We start from the raw sequence: 18,087 nt of genomic DNA, 5'->3' as shown, positions 1-18,087 counted from the left end.
GCTTTCATGACAGACACAAACCGATGATTCAGCCATATTAGCAAGACAATGAGACATAACTTCAACACTACAAAGCACGATATTTATCTCTTAATCTTTGTCTTACCCACTCTGCGACAGAGTTTACTGCGAACGTGAAAATAAACAGCAACAGTGCCGCTAAGAACAGTAATCGGAAATGAGAGCCGCCAACTTCTGACTCTGGTAATTCGACGGCAATCGTAGCAGAAAGTGTCCTCATCCCTTCAAGGATATTCCAATCCAAAATTGGGGTGTTACCGGTTGCCATCAACACAATCATGGTTTCACCCACAGCTCGTCCAAGTCCCATCATAACGGCTGAAAATATACCTGGACTTGCGGTGAGCAACACAACATAAATCAGAGTCTGCCACGCTGTTGCGCCTAGAGCTAATGAACCGTCCGATAGGTGCTTTGGTACAGAGAAAATCGCATCTTCTGCAATCGTAAAGATGGTAGGAATAACCGCAAAGCCCATCGCAAATCCAACCACCAGCGCATTACGTTGGTCAAAGTCGATGCCATAGCTAGCAAGGAAAGTGCGTATATCACCATCAAACAATAAGGCTTCAATACCGTTTCCGCCTGCAAATACCGTAATCACGGTAATGATTAATACCGGAATCAATATCAAGGCATGCCAACCATTAGCAAAACGGCTCGTGATGACTTTAGGTAAACAGAACCAAGCTAATCCGGTCAATAAAGTACTTAATGGCAACATCACCATTAAAGAGAAAACAGCAGTGAGGTGCGTCTCTACAATAGGGGCGAACCAAAGGCCAGCCAGAAAGCCGATGATCACAGTCGGCAATGCTTCCATCAGTTCGATTGAAGGCTTAACCACTCTACGCATTCGAGGCGACATAAAGTAAGCGGTATAAATAGCGCCTAATACCGCCACAGGCACGGCAAACATCATCGCAAACAAGGCCGCTTTAATAGTGCCAAAAGTAATAGGGACTAAGCTGAATTTTTCTTCAAAATCGTCATTAGCGGACGTGGATTGCCAAACATATTGAGGTTCTGGGTAGCTCTCATACCACACCTTTTGCCACAACGATGAGAATGAAATCTGAGGATACTCATTGTCGACTTTAGCCACGCTGATTTCGCCATCAATAAGCGTCGCAAGATGCAGTTCATTAGCCGACATTGCCGCCAATTGTGGTGACTTATCAAATGCTCGTTCGAATAGGGATAGCTTTTCACTGGTCGTATAATGGCTTTGCAACGTGCCATTTTTATAGAAGCTGTAGAAACCTTTTCTATAGGTATCTGGCAAGATAAATTGCACTTCTTCCGCGAGCTGGAAGTCTCGAATGTGTGTCAGGCTACGCTGTTCATCTTTAAGCACATCAAACCATTGAGAAACCTGTCCATCTTCATGCGTCACCAATAGAGAATAGGCGCCCGACAACAAGTCGATGCTTTTCACCGAGTGTTTCTCATCATTCAAACTAAGATCGATCACTTCGCGAACATTGAAACCAGTGTCAGACAGCTTCAACACCGCTAGATCCGATTGAGATCTAAGGTATATCGTTCTTCCATCCGGAGTGACTATGAGTTGCTGCTGTAAACCTAGTTTGTCCGATAACCACTGGCTGTTCTTAAATACATAGTCACCAGCAAGATCGCTTTGATACCACTTAACGATAACTCGTTGATCACTTAACTGCGCAACAACGGTAATTCCACGCGCATTCTTAGAAAATGCGAATTGATCGATGATCGCTCCGTTCGATTCGTCACTCTTCAAAAACGGTTCAGGTAATTCGATCTGTGTGATCTTAGGTTGTACAACGCTGTCCTTTTGAAGCACAGGCGCACTATACTCTGGATAAAAGAAGGTCATGTTGCTGGCGCTGTCAGCAAAAGCAAACCAGTTTTCAGATGGGGTGTTACGAGAGAATGCTATTGGGTCATCGAAAACATCACGTTCAAAGTAAGACTGTGTATTTTGAGCGTCTAAATCCCAAAATTGCACTAAGCCGGACTTTTCGATAGTAAAGGCATGTTGACCATATTCATCAACAGATAAAGCAATGGGCTGCTCAACATCAACGGTTTTAACGACTTGGTCGGTCTGAAGTCCAGTATCAGAAAATACCGGTAAAATGACCATAGCAAGGTAAACAAAGATCAAAACCAAACAAGCTAAAACGCTGACACCGCCACATGTCACCGAAAAACGGACGAGACGATCTTTCAACCATCTTTTTTTGTCGCGCTCTTTCAATGAAAATTGGGCTGAAGCCATCTGTTTATCTACCTTTTTTTAGCTACTGACATAATATGTACGTTAGATGACAATTATATTACAAGTTACTTTAAACAACTGAAACTAATAACAAGTTTCTTCGTCATATTTCTTAAAATAAGATCATTGTTTTTGTGAATAGCCACGTTCTCACTTAAAGTAACAAACTCTATAACCAGCGCCCAAGGAATAAGCATGACGATGGAAAAAGACTATGTTACTAAAGAACTTAGCTGGTTATCGTTCAATGAAAGAGTCCTACAAGAAGCCGCTGACAAGTCTGTTCCGTTGATCGAAAGAGTCCGCTTTTTAGGTATTTACTCCAATAATCTCGATGAGTTTTACAAAGTTCGCTTTGCTGACGTTAAACGAAAGATCATCCTTCAAGATCCACAACCCTCACCTCATTCACCGAAAACGTTATTGGCGCGAATGCAAAGTAAGGCAAGCGAGCTGGATCTTCGCTTTAATGAACTCTATAACGACTTACTGTTAGAACTGGCACGTAACCGGATTTTTCTCATCAATGAACAGCAAATCAATGCAGATCAAAGTGAATGGGTAAGAAAATACTTCAAGAAGAAAGTACTGCCACACCTAACGCCATTCTTGTTGAACGACGAAAGTCCATTGCTCAACATTCTAAAAGACGAACAAAGCTATCTCGCCATCGATATAAAGCATCAAGATAGCTCTCAATACGTGTTGCTCGAGATCCCATCAGAGAACCTTCCTCGTTTTGTGAAACTTCCTGACAACTCAGATTCACAACGTACGACTCTGATCTTATTAGATAATATAGTTCGGTTCTGTTTAGATGACCTGTTAAAAGGGTTCTTTGAATACGACTCTTTGAGCTGCTATGCGATTAAAATGACTCGCGATGCGGACTACGCGCTTCAAGAAGGGAATGACAGTAACATACTAGAGGCCATGTCATTAGGACTAGAGCAACGGCTCACAGCACTTCCTATTCGCCTCATTTACGAATCAGAAATGCCTCTTGAAATGCTGGATTTTTTGCGCAGAAAGCTCCAGCTATCCGACTATGACAGCGTCATTGCTGGAGGTCGTTACCATAACTTTAAACACTTTTCTGAGTTTCCAAGCCTCAGCCGTCGTGAATTGGTCCACCGCCCTTTACCGCCAATCAAATGTGCTCAGTTCGGCTGGTACCCCAACTATTTTGAGGCGATTAAAGCTCGCGATATCTTATTACACTACCCTTACCACACCTTCGAGCATATCACTGAACTCGTCAGGCAGGCGTCATTCGACCCTAAAGTAACGGTCATCAAAATAAATGTTTATCGTGTTGCAGAAGGTTCCAAACTACTCAGCTCAATTATTGATGCAGCGCACAACGGGAAAAAGGTGACCGTGGCTGTTGAACTTCAAGCTCGTTTTGATGAACAGGCAAATATCCAATGGACGAAAACACTTCAAAAATCCGGAGTAAAAGTCATCCATGGTATTCCAAGTTTAAAGGTGCATTCTAAGCTTCTACTGATCACAAGAAAAAATGGAAAAGCGCTCGAGCATTATGCTCATATAGGGACTGGCAATTTTCATGAAGTGACCGCTCGTGTTTATACGGACTTTTCTCTGCTGACGGCACGAGAAGAGATCACACAAGAGGTTAAACAGGTCTTTAAATATATTGAAAGCCCACATCAAAAGTCTCAATTTAAACAGCTGATTGTCTCCCCAAAAAACACCAGAAAACGCCTGTATCAGTTGATTGATAATGAAATTCAGAATGCCACTGAGAACAAACCAGCCAGCATAACCCTCAAGCTCAACAATTTAGTCGACCGTGAGATCATTGAAAAACTCTATCAAGCTAGCCAAGCCAACGTTACCATAAAAATGATCATTCGAGGTATGTGCTCATTAGTTCCAGGAATACCAAACATCAGCGACAATATTGAGATAATTAGTGTGGTCGATCGTTTCCTTGAACACCCTAGAGTGATGATCTTTCATAATGATGGAAAGCCTAGGGTATACATATCTTCTGCCGACTGGATGACTCGAAACTTTGACCATCGAATCGAAGTTGCGGCGCCGATCTTAGATCCCAAAGCCAAGCAAACGATCATCGATATCACAGAGTTTCACTTTGATGATTACAACAAAGCGAGAAGCCTTGACCAGGCAATGAGCAACCTTTACTTAGCGCCACCTTCAGAGCCGCTTGATTACTCGACGTCACAACTGGCGACATACCACTATATTAAACGTATAGAGAAGCACGCACGTAAAAAACATAAGAAAGAGAAAAAATCATGCAGCTAATCGATCATAAACGTTCAAGACGTATTGCCGCCATCGATTTGGGTTCGAACAGCTTCCATATGGTTGTCGCTCAGGTCTTTGAGCAGCACTTACAATTAGTGAGTCGCCACAAACAAAAAGTACGATTAGGTGACGGGCTCGACGCTAACCTACACCTATCAGAAAGTGCCATTCAACGGGGTTTAGACTGTCTTGAACTCTTTGCTGAACGACTGACCGATTTTGAACTCGATGATGTGAGAGTCGTTGCTACCCATACACTCAGGAAGGCAAAAAATTCCAGAGTTTTTCTGGATCGGGCAAAAAAGGTTTTTCCCTTTCCGATAGAAATAATCGCAGGCAAGGAAGAGGCCAGACTCATCTACAACGGTGTCGAACATACTCAAGCCACCTCTAACAGTAAACTCGTTATCGACATTGGTGGCGGCAGTACAGAAATCGTCGCTGGGCAAGGTTTTACACCAACAACTATGCATAGCTTACCTATGGGTTGTGTCAATTTTACCCAACGCTTCTTCGCAGATAAAATATTAAAGCCTGAAAAATTCGCCATTGCTAGCACCGCAGCGATTCGTTTAATTGAGCCTGTAGTAAATGAATATCGCGGCGTCACTTGGGAGATCGCTTTCGGCTCTTCCGGCACAGCGAAATCAATAAAAGAGGTCTTAATTGGATTAGGGTTTACTGACGGCTATGTAACTCCACAGCGGCTTAGCTACCTCAAAAATCGATTATGCGAATTTGACACCTCTGATGACATCAACCTTTCAGGTTTGAGTGACGAGAGAAAGGCCGTATTTGCCGCAGGAGTTTCAATTCTATCTGCCGTCATGGATACTCTCGATATCAAGGAGCTTCATTTTTCTGATGGCGCATTAAGAGAAGGGGTTCTTTATGATATGGAAGAAAGGTTTAAAGATATTGATATCCGCACTCGAACAGCCGAAACACTCATATCTCGCTATCACGTAGATTTAACTCATGGGGAAAGAGTAAAAAAACTAGCCGTCACCTTGTTGAAACAAGCTCAATCTCAAATCAACATACCTGTGCATCGCGAGTTGCTTGATCTTTTGGGTTGGTCAGCACTGCTTCATGAGGCCGGACAAAGTATCTCATTCCAAGGTTATCATCGCCATTCAGCTTACTTGCTTAAACATACGACGATGCCCGGTTTTAATGCTGAACAACAACGCTTGTTGTCGCTTTTAGCTCGCAATCAAAGAAAAGCCATTAAGCTTCGCGAGTTGCCAGAACTCTATTTATTTACCGAAGACCAAGTAACACTGCTCATTAGAGTTCTGAGACTGGCGATTATTCTTAACCGACAACGAAGCCAATCCCCAATCCCAGAGATACACTTAAGGATCGAAACAGGAGAGTGTTGGTCTTTGACCGGAAGTAATCTTGACTGGCTAACAGAGCATCAGCTAATTAGCTATGAACTTACAGAAGAGCAAGAACGCTGGAAAAGTGTGGGTTGGACGTTAGTGTTAAATTAACCATAACCAAAATGAAAACAGCCTGCATTAGCAAGCTGTTAGGGCGTTATTATCATGGCTGATGGAGCATTTATTTATCGTTCTATAACGACTGTGTCATAGCCCTATCTTCGCTAATTCTTGTTCTGCGAACTCAGATGGTATTGCCAAGTAACCATCTTTTTCCACCAACTCCTGCCCTTGCTTTGAAAAAACAAAAGTAAGGAATTCTCTCTCAACTGGTGAAAGTGGCTTATCTGGATGCTTGTTTACGTAGACATACAGAAAACGAGATAGTGGGTAATCGCCACTCAAGATGTTAGCTCTAGTAGGCTCTACATAATCAGAACCTTGTTCAGCGATCGGTATCAATTTCACACCTGCAACGCGATAACCAATTCCAGAATAGCCAATACCACTAATGGAAGAGGCCACGGATTGAACCACAGATGCAGAGCCAGGCTGTTCATTCACTCGGTTCTTAAAATCGCCGCCACACAAGGCATTTTGCTTGAAATAGCCGTAAGTCCCTGAAACCGAATTTCGGCCAAACAGTTGGAATCGATGTTTAGCCCAAGGCTGTTCAATACCTAGATCTTGCCAACTATTGAGTGGTTTCGTTGCACCGCAGCGTAATGTTTGAGAAAAGATCCCATCGATTTGTCGAAAGTTAAGCCCTTCAACTGGGTTATCACGGTGTACAAACAAGCCTATGGCATCGATTGCAACTCGAAGGGCTGTGGGTTTATATCCATGCTCTCTTTCGAATGCTTCAATTTCACGTAAGCGCATCGGACGACTCATCGGCCCGAGGTGCGCAGTACCTTCCGTTAATGCAGGAGGTGCAGTAGAAGAACCAGACGCCTGAACTTGAGCATTCACGTTCGGGTAATAAGACTTAAACTCTTCAACCCATAACGTCGTCATTCCCGCTAAGGTATCGGAACCAACAGACAACAAGCTGCCAGAAATACCCGGAACTTTAGAGTAATCAGGAAGCGACTCTACACCCTGCTCCGCATAAGCGTAGTGAGTTATAGCCAACGCGAGCGCAGAAACAATAGGAAGACGCATTGTGCGTATCAGCGCTTTCATTACACAGTCAATCGGCTTGGAAGTGTAAAATGGAAACGGCTACCAACACCGACTTCACTTTGAATTTCTAAGTGTGAGTCATGGTGGCTAAGTGCGTGTTTAACGATAGCTAACCCTAGACCACTGCCCCCCGTATCACGAGAGCGCGCCTTATCAACACGATAGAAACGTTCGGTGAGTCGATGCAAGTGCTGAGGTTCTATGCCATCACCGGTGTCTGACACATCCAAACACGCACCTTGACTGGTTTGATACCAACGGACCTTGACGGTTGCACCAGGCGGAGTGTACTTAACCGCGTTATAAACCAGATTCGATATCGCACTTCTCATCTGATCTTCATCAGCTAATACGCGCAGGCTCTTATCAATATCAAACTCCAGCTTATGTTCACGATCCCCACTTAGGCTAGCCGCTTCTTTTTCAAGAACTTCTAACATCGCAGGAACGTTAACCACCTCATCCAATTCATGCATTGGCGCCGCTTCAATCTTTGAAAGCGTTAGCAGCTGATTGACCAAACTGTTCATGCGATTCAATTGCTCAGTCATCACACCATGAGCTTTCGTCCACATTGGGCCAACAATCATGTCTGGGTCTTCCGTCATTTCAAGGTAACCTTGAAGTACGGTCATAGGAGTACGTAGCTCGTGAGAAACGTTAGCAAAGAAATTCCGACGCATGCCTTCCAGCTGTTTCAGCTGAGTAACATCACGTACTACCATCAAGTGCTCACCTTCGGTGTAAGGCACGATACGCAGCTCAAGCATACGTTCCACATTGAGTGGCGATGGCATTTCTAACGGCTCGGAGAAATCTTGTTTATTGAGGTACTTGATAAAATCCGGAGTTCGGATCAAATTCGAGATCGGTTGACCTGAATCGTCTGGCCAGCGAAAACCCAGTAAATACTGAGCAAGCTTGTTACACCAAACAATATTGCCTTCACCGCGAAACACCACAACGGCATCGGGAAGGGATTCAGCACCGTTTCGGAAACGGCGGATAAGGTTGGTCAATTCTTTGCGCTTGCGACGCTGTCTCTGCTGCATACGATAGATACCGTTAAACAGAGATTCCCAATTTCCTGAGCCTGAAGGTGGTGTTAGACGCTTCTCATCCCACAACCATGCGGACAAACGCATTTGATTGTGTAAATGCCAGCCGAGCTGCAATACCGTAGCAGCCAGCAGTAACCAAGGTAGGTAACCGAATATCCATCCGACTAAAACCCATGGTGCGTAAAAAAAAGCCAGCTCCCAAGCTAGCTTTTTCCAGGTTAACTTCTCAACCATTCAGGACTCCATAAACTGGGCAGTGAAGCCACATTAAGCCTTTGTAGAAAAACGGTAGCCTGCGCCGCGAACCGTTTGAATTAATTTATCATGACCTGCAGATTCAAGTGCTTTGCGTAGACGTCGAATATGAACATCAACCGTACGATCTTCAACGTAAACGTTGGTACCCCAAACGTTATTTAACAGTTGCTCTCGGCTGTATACTCGCTCTTGGTGAGTCATAAAGAAATGCAGCATTTTGAACTCAGTTGGTCCCATATCAACTGGACCTTCGCTTGCTGTAACACGGTGAGATACAGGGTCTAATTTAAGCCCTTGAACATCAATCACATCTTCCAATGCCGTTGGTGTTACACGGCGAATAACCGCTTTCAGACGAGCGACCAACTCTTTTGGCGAAAAAGGTTTGGTAATGTAGTCGTCAGCGCCAACTTCTAAACCGCGAACCTTATCTTCTTCTTCACCACGAGCCGTCAGCATCACCACTGGGATGTTGCGAGTTAACTCTTCACGCTTCATGTGCTTGATAAAGTTTATCCCGCTACCACCAGGTAGCATCCAATCTAGTAATACTAGATCTGGGAAAGGTTCACATAGCTTGTTTACCGCTGTATCGTAATCTTCAGCCTCTACTGCTTGGTAGCCTTTTTGTTCAAGTACAAAACACAGCATCTCACGAATAGGTGCTTCATCTTCAACGACCAGAATCCTTCTCGACATAATTGAATAGCCTTAGTATTTAATCAACGCATTGCATTATCTGGTTTAATTATGACACTTTTGTGACCTTTGAAAACAAATTTTCATATAACTGTCTCAAACATTTCACTTTTAATTTTTATTGCAGGTATAAGACAAATGGATCGAAATCTCCTATGATGAGCGTCTTCAGATAAAGGTATGAGAAATATTTATGTGGTTTAAGAATTGCCTCGTCTATCGCTTTAATCGTGATATAGACTTCAACGCAGATCAGCTAGAGAAACAACTTGAAGAGTTCCGTTTTACCCCTTGTGGCAGCCAAGACAAACAGAAGTTTGGTTGGGTAAATGCGATGGGTAGACACGGCGATATGATGACGCACGTATCAGAAAACCGCATTCTCATCTGTGCAAAGAAAGAAGAGAAAATGCTTCCAGCTTCTGTGATCAAAGATTCATTGAATGCAAAAGTAGAAACGCTTGAAGCAGAGTCTGGTACTCCTCTGAAAAAGAAAGAGAAAGACAGCCTAAAAGAAGACATCATCATCGATCTTCTTCCTCGTGCTTTCAGTCGCAGTAACTTCACTTACGCACTGATCATGCCGAAAGAAGGCTTTATTGTTGTTGATGCTAGCAGCTACAAAAAAGCAGAAGACGTACTAGCATTACTACGTAAAACAATGGGTAGCTTGCCAGTAGTGCCTGCTATTCCAGAGCAAGCGATTGATACGACTCTGACAGAGTGGGTAAAATCAGGTGATACACCTAAAGGTATCACTATGCTCGATGAAGCAGAGCTTAAATCAATCCAAGAAGACGGCGGTATTGTCCGAGTTAAGAAGCAAGAACTAGAAGCTGATGAGATTAAAAACCACATCGAAGCCAATAAAGTTGTGACTAAACTTCTGATCAACTGGCAAGATCGCATTGAGTTCATTCTTGCTGAAGATGGCAGCATCAAGCGCCTGAAATTCAGTGATGAACTAAAAGATGAGAACGACGACATTCCTCGCGAAGATCAAGCAGCGCGCTTTGATGCAGACTTCTCACTGCTATGTGGTGAATTCAGTGTTTTCCTACCAAACCTATTTGAATCATTAGGCGGGTTAACTCAACCTAACGCTTAATTGTTCCGATTTGAAGCTCAGGTGTCGACGATATCTGAGCTTGTTTTCTTCCCTGCTCCCCTTTATCAATACCTATCAACTCGCTTCTTAATACCATTGTTATCTTTAGGGCTATCAACCAAACTCGTTTTAGCGTAAAATTTGCGCCCCTTTGATATCACTTGGTGGTATCAACCTGACTTGAGATCAGATTAGAGAACGAAGCAATGACGACACAAAAACCATTTGTACCTGAACTATTATCACCGGCAGGAAGCCTTAAAAACATGCGTTACGCATTCGCCTACGGCGCAGATGCAGTATACGCAGGCCAGCCACGTTACAGCCTTCGTGTTCGTAACAACGAGTTCAATCACGAAAACCTACAAATCGGTATCGATGAAGCTCATGCTCAAGGCAAAAAGTTATATGTTGTATGTAACATTCAGCCGCACAACTCTAAATTAAAAACATTCATTCGCGACCTTAAGCCTGTTGTTGAGATGGGCCCAGATGCTCTTATCATGTCAGACCCTGGTCTTATCATGATGGTACGTGAATCGTTCCCTGAAATGCCGATCCACCTTTCTGTTCAAGCCAATGCTGTAAACTGGGCGACTGTAAAATTCTGGTCTACTCAAGGCGTTGAGCGTGTGATCCTATCTCGTGAACTATCACTTGAAGAGATCGAAGAGATTCGCGAACACTGCCCAGAAACAGAGCTAGAGATCTTTGTTCACGGTGCACTATGCATGGCTTACTCAGGTCGTTGCCTACTTTCTGGTTACATGAACAAACGCGATCCAAACCAAGGTACTTGTACTAACGCTTGTCGTTGGGAATACAAAACCGAAGCTGCGAAAGAAGACGAAAACGGTCAGATCGTTGAAGCAAACCCAACAGGTGTTGCTATTCAAGAAGTAGAAACTCAAGGTATTGAAGTTCAAGACGAGCGCCCAGACAACACACTAGGCCTTGGTAAACCAACGGATGAAGTCGTTTTACTTTCTGAATCACACAAACCTGAAGAGAAAATGGCGGCGTTTGAAGACGAGCATGGTACTTACATCATGAACTCGAAAGATCTTCGCGCAATCCAACACGTTGAGCGCTTAACTAAGATGGGTGTTCACTCATTGAAGATTGAAGGCCGTACTAAGTCTTTCTACTACTGTGCACGTACAGCACAGGTTTACCGTAAAGCTATCGACGACGCTGTTGCAGGCAAACCATTCGATGAGAGCCTTATGGGTACGCTAGAGAGCCTAGCTCACCGTGGTTACACTGAAGGTTTCTTGCGTCGTCACACTCACGACACATACCAAAACTACGAGTACGGTTACTCTATCTCTGATACTCAACAGTTTGTTGGTGAATTCACTGGTAATCGCCGTGGTGACTTAGCAGAAGTCGAAGTTAAGAACAAATTCCTAGTTGGCGATAGCTTAGAAATGATGACACCAAAAGGTAACATCGTTTTCAAATTAGAAGTTATGGAGAACCGTAAATCTCAGCCAGTAGAAGACGCAAAAGGTAACGGTCACTTTGTCTTTATTCCAGTACCTGCTGATCTTGACCTAGAATTTGGTTTGTTAATGCGTAACTTGAGCGCAGGACAAGATACACGTAACGCTTCAGGTAAATAACTTTACCTAGAAACTCTACTGAGAAGAAAGCAATGGCTCTGTTAATAACTGACAAGTGCATAAACTGCGATATGTGTGACCCAGAATGCCCAAATGGCGCAATCACTATGGGTGACAGTATCTTCGAAATAGATCCTGATTTATGTACTGAGTGTAAAGGTCACTATGAGAAGCCAACATGTCAGTCAGTATGCCCAATTACTAAATGCATCATTACTGACCCTAAACATATTGAAACCGATGACGAATTATTAGAAAAGTTTGTCATCATTCAAGGCTTGACCTAAAAGATAAAAGGTTCAACTTAATCATCAAGTTGAACCTTTTTTTTAACCCGATTTCTCAATGGGATATATGTTACAGAACATCTCTTTCTCAAATTGATATTCAAGTTGCTCTCGCCAGTTTTTAGCTTGAGACACCGGTACTAGATAAAAGCTCTCCCGACTGGTATCAGTGACAAACGCCATTCCATGCTGCATCAGTTCATAATGAACATCATTAACAAAGCTAGGGTCTAACCGTTGTCGACCTGTTAGCTGGCTTATATCTTCTCTAGAAATTGAAATACCGACATTCTCATTACTGAATCTATGTCTTAACCATTGAGAGAATTCCCTCGCACAAATCATAGTCATTGTCTTATCCTTGGAATTTTTATAGACGGGTATCAGACTCTGATTTTCATATACTGCACATAAGCCGCATCTTTCACCCAAGAAACACGCCATCCCTGACTAAGCATTATCAAATTCGTCGTTGTTTTTGCTATTGTCGTTATTCGTTTGTTTTGATATCAAACGATGTTCTTAATTACGTGTTTATAAACTCTAGACAAAAGTGTGACATTTCTCCAGTTTTAGAGACGAGAAAGACAGTGGCATTACCACTGTAAGGAGCCTCGACAAGTACGATTACTTATCTGATATCAAGGCTAAACACTGACTCGGCATCACTTTAACTTTCTTTTTTTTCTTACTTTTAGCCACTTTTTTAGGTGGAGGAACTGGAATGGTCTGCGGAGCCCAACTTGCAAGTTCATCTCCACAACCATCACCTTTTGGCGGGTTTGCTTGAGCGATACAGTTAGAACTGCCTTGAGGGCATTTTAAGCGAACATGAAAATGAGAATGATGTCCCCACCAAGGCCTGATTTTACCTAACCAAGCTCTCTCATTGGCATCAGAATTTTCTTGGTCACAAAGAGTTTGTTTAATGACAGGATGGACGAAGATTCGTACCACTTTTTCATCTTTGGCTGCATAGCGAATCACTTGAAAATGATCATCGGTCCAATTTGATTTACGTAATTTGTAGTTGGTAAGGTCGACAACACTTATTGGCTTAGGAACAGCGAGTTCATTCACGGAAAGTCTCTCATCAGTGAGCCTCAACCATATATCAATATCCAACCCAGTCTGGTGGCTTGAATGACCAGATGAGAAGCGTCCACCTCGAGGTAGCGAAATATCGCCAACTAATAAATTAGTGTTGAGTTGCTCGCTTGTAATGACACCTAGCCTTTCAATAAACTGAATGGCCTCGGTATGGCCATAGTAGCGTTCTCGCTGAGGGCGAATAATTTGATAACCCTCCCCGTTAATAGGCAAAGCCTGTGCACCGTCTAGACAGCCATTAGCATAACTGCCAATAGATGATGTTGAGTTGATTGTCGGGCTCTTAGCCTTTTCCCAAGGCGTTGCTATGGCTACGAATGAACATAACACAGTAGCCGCAGCGCAAAGTAACCTCATAACGATCCTAAATGATTTGTCTTTAGTATTTATACTAGCTGTCATTGAGGAATTGGGGCATATAAGTAGTAAGTTTTTCGGGGCATTAAATGAAAATAACAAGCAACGCGTCTTATCGGTTAACTTTCACCACTACTATTGGCTAACTGAAGAGACGTAAAGCTCTCAAACTAGTCACTGATGTTTGAATTTCATATAACGGTTATTCACTGCACCTTAACGATTAACAGCGTTAATTCATCGCCTTATAGACGAAATTTAAATATGAGCAGAAAATAAAAAGGCTGTAGCCTTTCTACCGGGACGCGCAGTCTAGAGCCTTAAATATTGCAGGGGTGGACTGAACTAGCACTCCGGAGATTCGACCGAGCTGGCGAATCAGGGGGTTCGCCTAGTTCTCCCAACATCGCTTCGCAGAAACAAAAAAGACGTAAAAAAGCCCCAGTATTTCTGCTGAGGCTTTGTATATGGCAGGAGTAGAGGTTTATTAGACTACAACACGCGCTGTTTTGGTAAGTCGGGGGAATCCGCTGCTCTGCTAATGATGTATATCAGATTCAGAAAGCAAAAAGGCTCTAGCATTTCTGCTAGAGCCTTAAATATGGCAGGGGTGGAGAGATTCGAACTCCCAACACGCGGATTTGGAATCCGCTGCTCTGCCAATTGGAGCTACACCCCTATTTTCAGTTTTAAAGAGCTGAAACTCTGAATAAGTGGCGGAGTGGACGGGACTCGAACCCGCGACCCCCGGCGTGACAGGCCGGTATTCTAACCAACTGAACTACCACTCCGCAGTGGTCAACTCACTAAGTGAGCGTCCATATCTTCAGGTCGGTCAACCTAAAGATTTAATTTAAAGCCTGGCGATGTCCTACTCTCACATGGGGAAACCCCACACTACCATCGGCGCTATTGTGTTTCACTTCTGAGTTCGGCATGGAATCAGGTGGGTCCACAATGCTATGGTCGCCAAGCAAATTTTAAAATTCGGAAAGCTTATCTAAAAGTATTTCTCTTCAAACGCATTCAAGGTCTGGTACATCTGAGTCCACAAAACCCCTTGGGTGTTGTATGGTTAAGCCTCACGGGCAATTAGTACAGGTTAGCTCAATGCCTCGCAGCACTTACACACCCTGCCTATCAACGTCGTAGTCTACGACAACCCTTTAGGACACTTATAGTGCCAGGGAAAACTCATCTCAAGGCTCGCTTCCCGCTTAGATGCTTTCAGCGGTTATCGATTCCGAACTTAGCTACCGGGCAATGCCATTGGCATGACAACCCGAACACCAGAGGTTCGTCCACTCCGGTCCTCTCGTACTAGGAGCAGCCCCTTTCAATTTTCCAACGCCCACGGCAGATAGGGACCGAACTGTCTCACGACGTTCTAAACCCAGCTCGCGTACCACTTTAAATGGCGAACAGCCATACCCTTGGGACCGACTTCAGCCCCAGGATGTGATGAGCCGACATCGAGGTGCCAAACACCGCCGTCGATATGAACTCTTGGGCGGTATCAGCCTGTTATCCCCGGAGTACCTTTTATCCGTTGAGCGATGGCCCTTCCATTCAGAACCACCGGATCACTATGACCTGCTTTCGCACCTGCTCGAATTGTCATTCTCGCAGTCAAGCGGGCTTATGCCATTGCACTAACCACACGATGTCCAACCGTGTTTAGCCCACCTTCGTGCTCCTCCGTTACTCTTTGGGAGGAGACCGCCCCAGTCAAACTACCCACCAGGCACTGTCCGTAATCCCGATTCAGGGACCAACGTTAGAACATCAAAACTACAAGGGTGGTATTTCAAGGACGACTCCACCACATCTAGCGACGCGGTTTCATAGTCTCCCACCTATCCTACACATGTAGGTTCAATGTTCAGTGCCAAGCTGTAGTAAAGGTTCACGGGGTCTTTCCGTCTAGCCGCGGGTACACTGCATCTTCACAGCGATTTCAATTTCACTGAGTCTCGGGTGGAGACAGCGTGGCCATCATTACGCCATTCGTGCAGGTCGGAACTTACCCGACAAGGAATTTCGCTACCTTAGGACCGTTATAGTTACGGCCGCCGTTTACCGGGGCTTCGATCAAGAGCTTCGACCGAAGTCTAACCCCATCAATTAACCTTCCGGCACCGGGCAGGCGTCACACCGTATACGTCATCTTACGATTTTGCACAGTGCTGTGTTTTTAATAAACAGTTGCAGCCACCTGGTATCTGCGACTCTCGTCTGCTCCATCCGCAAGGGACTTCACTGATAAGAGCGTACCTTCTCCCGAAGTTACGGTACCATTTTGCCTAGTTCCTTCACCCGAGTTCTCTCAAGCGCCTTGGTATTCTCTACCCGACCACCTGTGTCGGTTTGGGGTACGATTCCTTACAATCTGAAGCTTAGAGGCTTTTCCTGGAAGCATGGCATCAATGACTTCACTACCGTAGTAGCTCGACATCGTATCTCAGCGTTAAAGAAAGTCCGGATTTACCTAAACTTTCCGCCTACGTACTTGAACCTGGACAACCGTCGCCAGGCCCACCTAGCCTTCTCCGTCCCCCCATCGCAATTGTAAGAAGTACGGGAATATTAACCCGTTTCCCATCGACTACGCCTTTCGGCCTCGCCTTAGGAGTCGACTTACCCTGCCCCGATTAACGTTGGACAGGAACCCTTGGTCTTCCGGCGAGGGAGTTTTTCACTCCCTTTATCGTTACTCATGTCAGCATTCGCACTTCTGATACCTCCAGCAGCCCTTACAGACCACCTTCAACGGCTTACAGAACGCTCCCCTACCCCACATACCCTAAGGTACGTAGCCGCAGCTTCGGTGTATAGCTTAGCCCCGTTACATCTTCCGCGCAGGCCGACTCGACCAGTGAGCTATTACGCTTTCTTTAAATGATGGCTGCTTCTAAGCCAACATCCTGGCTGTCTGAGCCTTCCCACATCGTTTCCCACTTAGCTATACTTTGGGACCTTAGCTGGCGGTCTGGGTTGTTTCCCTCTCCACGACGGACGTTAGCACCCGCCGTGTGTCTCCCGGATAGTACTTACTGGTATTCGGAGTTTGCAAAGGGTTGGTAAGTCGGGATGACCCCCTAGCCTTAACAGTGCTCTACCCCCAGTAGTATTCGTCCGAGGCGCTACCTAAATAGCTTTCGGGGAGAACCAGCTATCTCCAGGTTTGATTGGCCTTTCACCCCTAGCCACAAGTCATCCGCTAATTTTTCAACATTAGTCGGTTCGGTCCTCCAGTTGATGTTACTCAACCTTCAACCTGCCCATGGCTAGATCACCTGGTTTCGGGTCTAATCCTAGCAACTGTACGCCCAGTTAAGACTCGGTTTCCCTACGGCTCCCCTAAACGGTTAACCTTGCTACTAAAATTAAGTCGCTGACCCATTATACAAAAGGTACGCAGTCACACCACGAAGGTGCTCCTACTGCTTGTACGTACACGGTTTCAGGTTCTATTTCACTCCCCTCACAGGGGTTCTTTTCGCCTTTCCCTCACGGTACTGGTTCACTATCGGTCAGTCAGTAGTATTTAGCCTTGGAGGATGGTCCCCCCATATTCAGACAGGATATCACGTGTCCCGCCCTACTCGATTTCACTGATTATGATGTGTCGGTTACGGGGCTATCACCCTTTGTTGCGCCACTTTCCAGAGGCTTCACCTGCATCATTAAAAGCTTAAGGGCTAATCCAATTTCGCTCGCCGCTACTTTCGGAATCTCGGTTGATTTCTCTTCCTCGGGGTACTTAGATGTTTCAGTTCCCCCGGTTTGCCTCCTGTTGCTATGTATTCACAACAGGATACGTGCTTATGCACGTGGGTTTCCCCATTCAGAAATCCCAGACTCAAAAGGTTATTACTACCTAATCTGGGCTTATCGCAAGTTATTACGTCTTTCATCGCCTCTGACTGCCAAGGCATCCACCGTGTACGCTTAGTCACTTAACCATACAACCCGAAAGGGTCTTAGTGTATGGCAACTAACCAAGGTTTTTGGTTGTCATCAAGAAGGGTTAATTCTCAATGACTGTTTGCCGGACTCAATTGTGAATCAAACTAAGTTTGATTCGAATACAAGACACTTGAATGTGTTTGTTGTGTTTATACCGTTCTTATTAAATAAGAGCAGATAAACATTGAGAACTTTTAAATTTGATTTGAATTACTCGTAAGTAATCAAATCAGTCAGCTTTCCAAATTGTTAAAGAGCTTGATTCATCTTCTATTAAAAGAAGGGAACCATTTTTAAATATTTTCAAAGAAAAACACTTAAAGATGGTGGAGCTATGCGGGATCGAACCGCAGACCTCCTCGCTGCCAGCGAGGCGCTCTCCCAGCTGAGCTATAGCCCCATCTGGAAAAGTATTTCTACTCTTAACTTTTTAAACCTAAATCAATCTGTGTGGA

General features: G+C 44.4%; 11 protein-coding genes, 3 tRNA genes and 2 rRNA genes. 5 read left to right on the top strand and 11 right to left on the bottom strand.

Annotation, left to right across the window (positions count from 1 at the left end; translation table 11 throughout):
- Nucleotides 1-67 precede the first annotated feature (67 nt).
- Nucleotides 68-2,284 (bottom strand): ABC transporter permease subunit, encoded by a 2,217-nt coding sequence (locus tag QUF19_RS02870; protein ID WP_286295720.1) that lies wholly within the window; start codon nucleotides 2,282-2,284, stop codon nucleotides 68-70.
- A 201-nt stretch (nucleotides 2,285-2,485) separates the two neighbouring features.
- Between QUF19_RS02870 and ppk1 the strand changes: the two genes are divergently transcribed.
- On the top strand, nucleotides 2,486-4,582 hold the full coding sequence (gene ppk1, locus QUF19_RS02865; protein WP_286298814.1) for a polyphosphate kinase 1: 2,097 nt from the start codon (nucleotides 2,486-2,488) through the stop codon (nucleotides 4,580-4,582).
- Nucleotides 4,573-6,084: an exopolyphosphatase gene (gene ppx / locus QUF19_RS02860; RefSeq protein ID WP_286295717.1), complete on the top strand. Its 1,512-nt coding sequence runs from the start codon at nucleotides 4,573-4,575 to the stop codon at nucleotides 6,082-6,084. Before ppk1 ends, ppx begins: the two co-directional genes overlap by 10 nt.
- Before the next feature lie 96 nt (nucleotides 6,085-6,180).
- Here the strand turns inward: ppx and QUF19_RS02855 are convergent, their stop codons facing one another.
- The 3 genes from QUF19_RS02855 to phoB are packed head-to-tail and all read right to left on the bottom strand — an operon-like array spanning nucleotide 6,181 to nucleotide 9,176.
- Nucleotides 6,181-7,137, bottom strand: a complete 957-nt coding sequence (locus tag QUF19_RS02855) for a PstS family phosphate ABC transporter substrate-binding protein (protein WP_286298812.1) — start codon at nucleotides 7,135-7,137, stop codon at nucleotides 6,181-6,183.
- 20 nt (nucleotides 7,138-7,157) lie between these two features.
- Nucleotides 7,158-8,453, bottom strand: coding sequence for a phosphate regulon sensor histidine kinase PhoR (gene phoR, locus QUF19_RS02850; protein ID WP_102438002.1), 1,296 nt, complete (start codon nucleotides 8,451-8,453; stop codon nucleotides 7,158-7,160).
- Between the two features lie 33 nt (nucleotides 8,454-8,486).
- Nucleotides 8,487-9,176, bottom strand: a complete 690-nt coding sequence (gene phoB, locus QUF19_RS02845) for a phosphate regulon transcriptional regulator PhoB (protein WP_004735064.1) — start codon at nucleotides 9,174-9,176, stop codon at nucleotides 8,487-8,489.
- Nucleotides 9,177-9,369: 193 nt separating this feature from the next.
- Here phoB and rdgC point away from each other — a divergent pair, with 193 nt between their 5' ends.
- The 3 genes from rdgC to QUF19_RS02830 all read left to right on the top strand — a co-directional run bounded on the left by rdgC (nucleotide 9,370) and on the right by QUF19_RS02830 (nucleotide 12,196).
- On the top strand, nucleotides 9,370-10,284 hold the full coding sequence (gene rdgC / locus QUF19_RS02840; RefSeq protein WP_017106505.1) for a recombination-associated protein RdgC: 915 nt from the start codon (nucleotides 9,370-9,372) through the stop codon (nucleotides 10,282-10,284).
- A 206-nt stretch (nucleotides 10,285-10,490) separates the two neighbouring features.
- Nucleotides 10,491-11,909 (top strand): prephenate-dependent tRNA uridine(34) hydroxylase TrhP, encoded by a 1,419-nt coding sequence (gene trhP, locus QUF19_RS02835; protein ID WP_017106506.1) that lies wholly within the window; start codon nucleotides 10,491-10,493, stop codon nucleotides 11,907-11,909.
- 32 nt (nucleotides 11,910-11,941) lie between these two features.
- Nucleotides 11,942-12,196, top strand: coding sequence for a YfhL family 4Fe-4S dicluster ferredoxin (locus QUF19_RS02830; RefSeq protein ID WP_102285860.1), 255 nt, complete (start codon nucleotides 11,942-11,944; stop codon nucleotides 12,194-12,196).
- 42 nt (nucleotides 12,197-12,238) lie between these two features.
- Here QUF19_RS02830 and QUF19_RS02825 read toward each other — a convergent pair whose 3' ends face one another.
- The 7 genes from QUF19_RS02825 to QUF19_RS02795 all read right to left on the bottom strand — a co-directional run bounded on the left by QUF19_RS02825 (nucleotide 12,239) and on the right by QUF19_RS02795 (nucleotide 18,032).
- Nucleotides 12,239-12,547, bottom strand: coding sequence for a hypothetical protein (locus QUF19_RS02825; protein ID WP_286295629.1), 309 nt, complete (start codon nucleotides 12,545-12,547; stop codon nucleotides 12,239-12,241).
- 276 nt (nucleotides 12,548-12,823) lie between these two features.
- A complete protein-coding gene (gene mepA / locus QUF19_RS02820; protein ID WP_286298810.1) occupies nucleotides 12,824-13,663 on the bottom strand; it encodes a penicillin-insensitive murein endopeptidase in 840 nt (279 codons plus the stop codon).
- A 602-nt stretch (nucleotides 13,664-14,265) separates the two neighbouring features.
- Nucleotides 14,266-14,342: transfer RNA gene (locus tag QUF19_RS02815), tRNA-Trp, on the bottom strand.
- A gap of 35 nt (nucleotides 14,343-14,377) precedes the next feature.
- A tRNA-Asp gene (locus QUF19_RS02810) sits at nucleotides 14,378-14,454 on the bottom strand.
- Nucleotides 14,455-14,521: 67 nt separating this feature from the next.
- Nucleotides 14,522-14,637 (bottom strand): 5S ribosomal RNA (gene rrf / locus QUF19_RS02805).
- Nucleotides 14,638-14,734: 97 nt separating this feature from the next.
- Nucleotides 14,735-17,628 (bottom strand): 23S ribosomal RNA (locus QUF19_RS02800).
- 328 nt (nucleotides 17,629-17,956) lie between these two features.
- A tRNA-Ala gene (locus tag QUF19_RS02795) sits at nucleotides 17,957-18,032 on the bottom strand.
- Nucleotides 18,033-18,087: the final 55 nt, after the last annotated feature.

The organism is Vibrio sp. FE10, from assembly GCF_030297155.1.
Lineage (GTDB): Bacteria > Pseudomonadota > Gammaproteobacteria > Enterobacterales > Vibrionaceae > Vibrio > Vibrio apostichopi.
Note: the sequence above shows the minus strand (reverse complement) of the source record. Positions and strands in the feature narration are given on the sequence as shown.

Coding starts and splice junctions, on each gene's coding strand:
- mepA (WP_286298810.1), bottom strand. CDS start 13,663: ATGAGGTTACTTTGCGCTGCGGCTACTGTGTTATGTTCATTCGTAGCC.
- phoB (WP_004735064.1), bottom strand. CDS start 9,176: ATGTCGAGAAGGATTCTGGTCGTTGAAGATGAAGCACCTATTCGTGAG.
- trhP (WP_017106506.1), top strand. CDS start 10,491: ATGACGACACAAAAACCATTTGTACCTGAACTATTATCACCGGCAGGA.
- ppx (WP_286295717.1), top strand. CDS start 4,573: ATGCAGCTAATCGATCATAAACGTTCAAGACGTATTGCCGCCATCGAT.
- QUF19_RS02870 (WP_286295720.1), bottom strand. CDS start 2,284: ATGGCTTCAGCCCAATTTTCATTGAAAGAGCGCGACAAAAAAAGATGG.
- QUF19_RS02825 (WP_286295629.1), bottom strand. CDS start 12,547: ATGACTATGATTTGTGCGAGGGAATTCTCTCAATGGTTAAGACATAGA.
- rdgC (WP_017106505.1), top strand. CDS start 9,370: ATGTGGTTTAAGAATTGCCTCGTCTATCGCTTTAATCGTGATATAGAC.
- QUF19_RS02855 (WP_286298812.1), bottom strand. CDS start 7,137: ATGCGTCTTCCTATTGTTTCTGCGCTCGCGTTGGCTATAACTCACTAC.
- QUF19_RS02830 (WP_102285860.1), top strand. CDS start 11,942: ATGGCTCTGTTAATAACTGACAAGTGCATAAACTGCGATATGTGTGAC.
- ppk1 (WP_286298814.1), top strand. CDS start 2,486: ATGGAAAAAGACTATGTTACTAAAGAACTTAGCTGGTTATCGTTCAAT.
- phoR (WP_102438002.1), bottom strand. CDS start 8,453: ATGGTTGAGAAGTTAACCTGGAAAAAGCTAGCTTGGGAGCTGGCTTTT.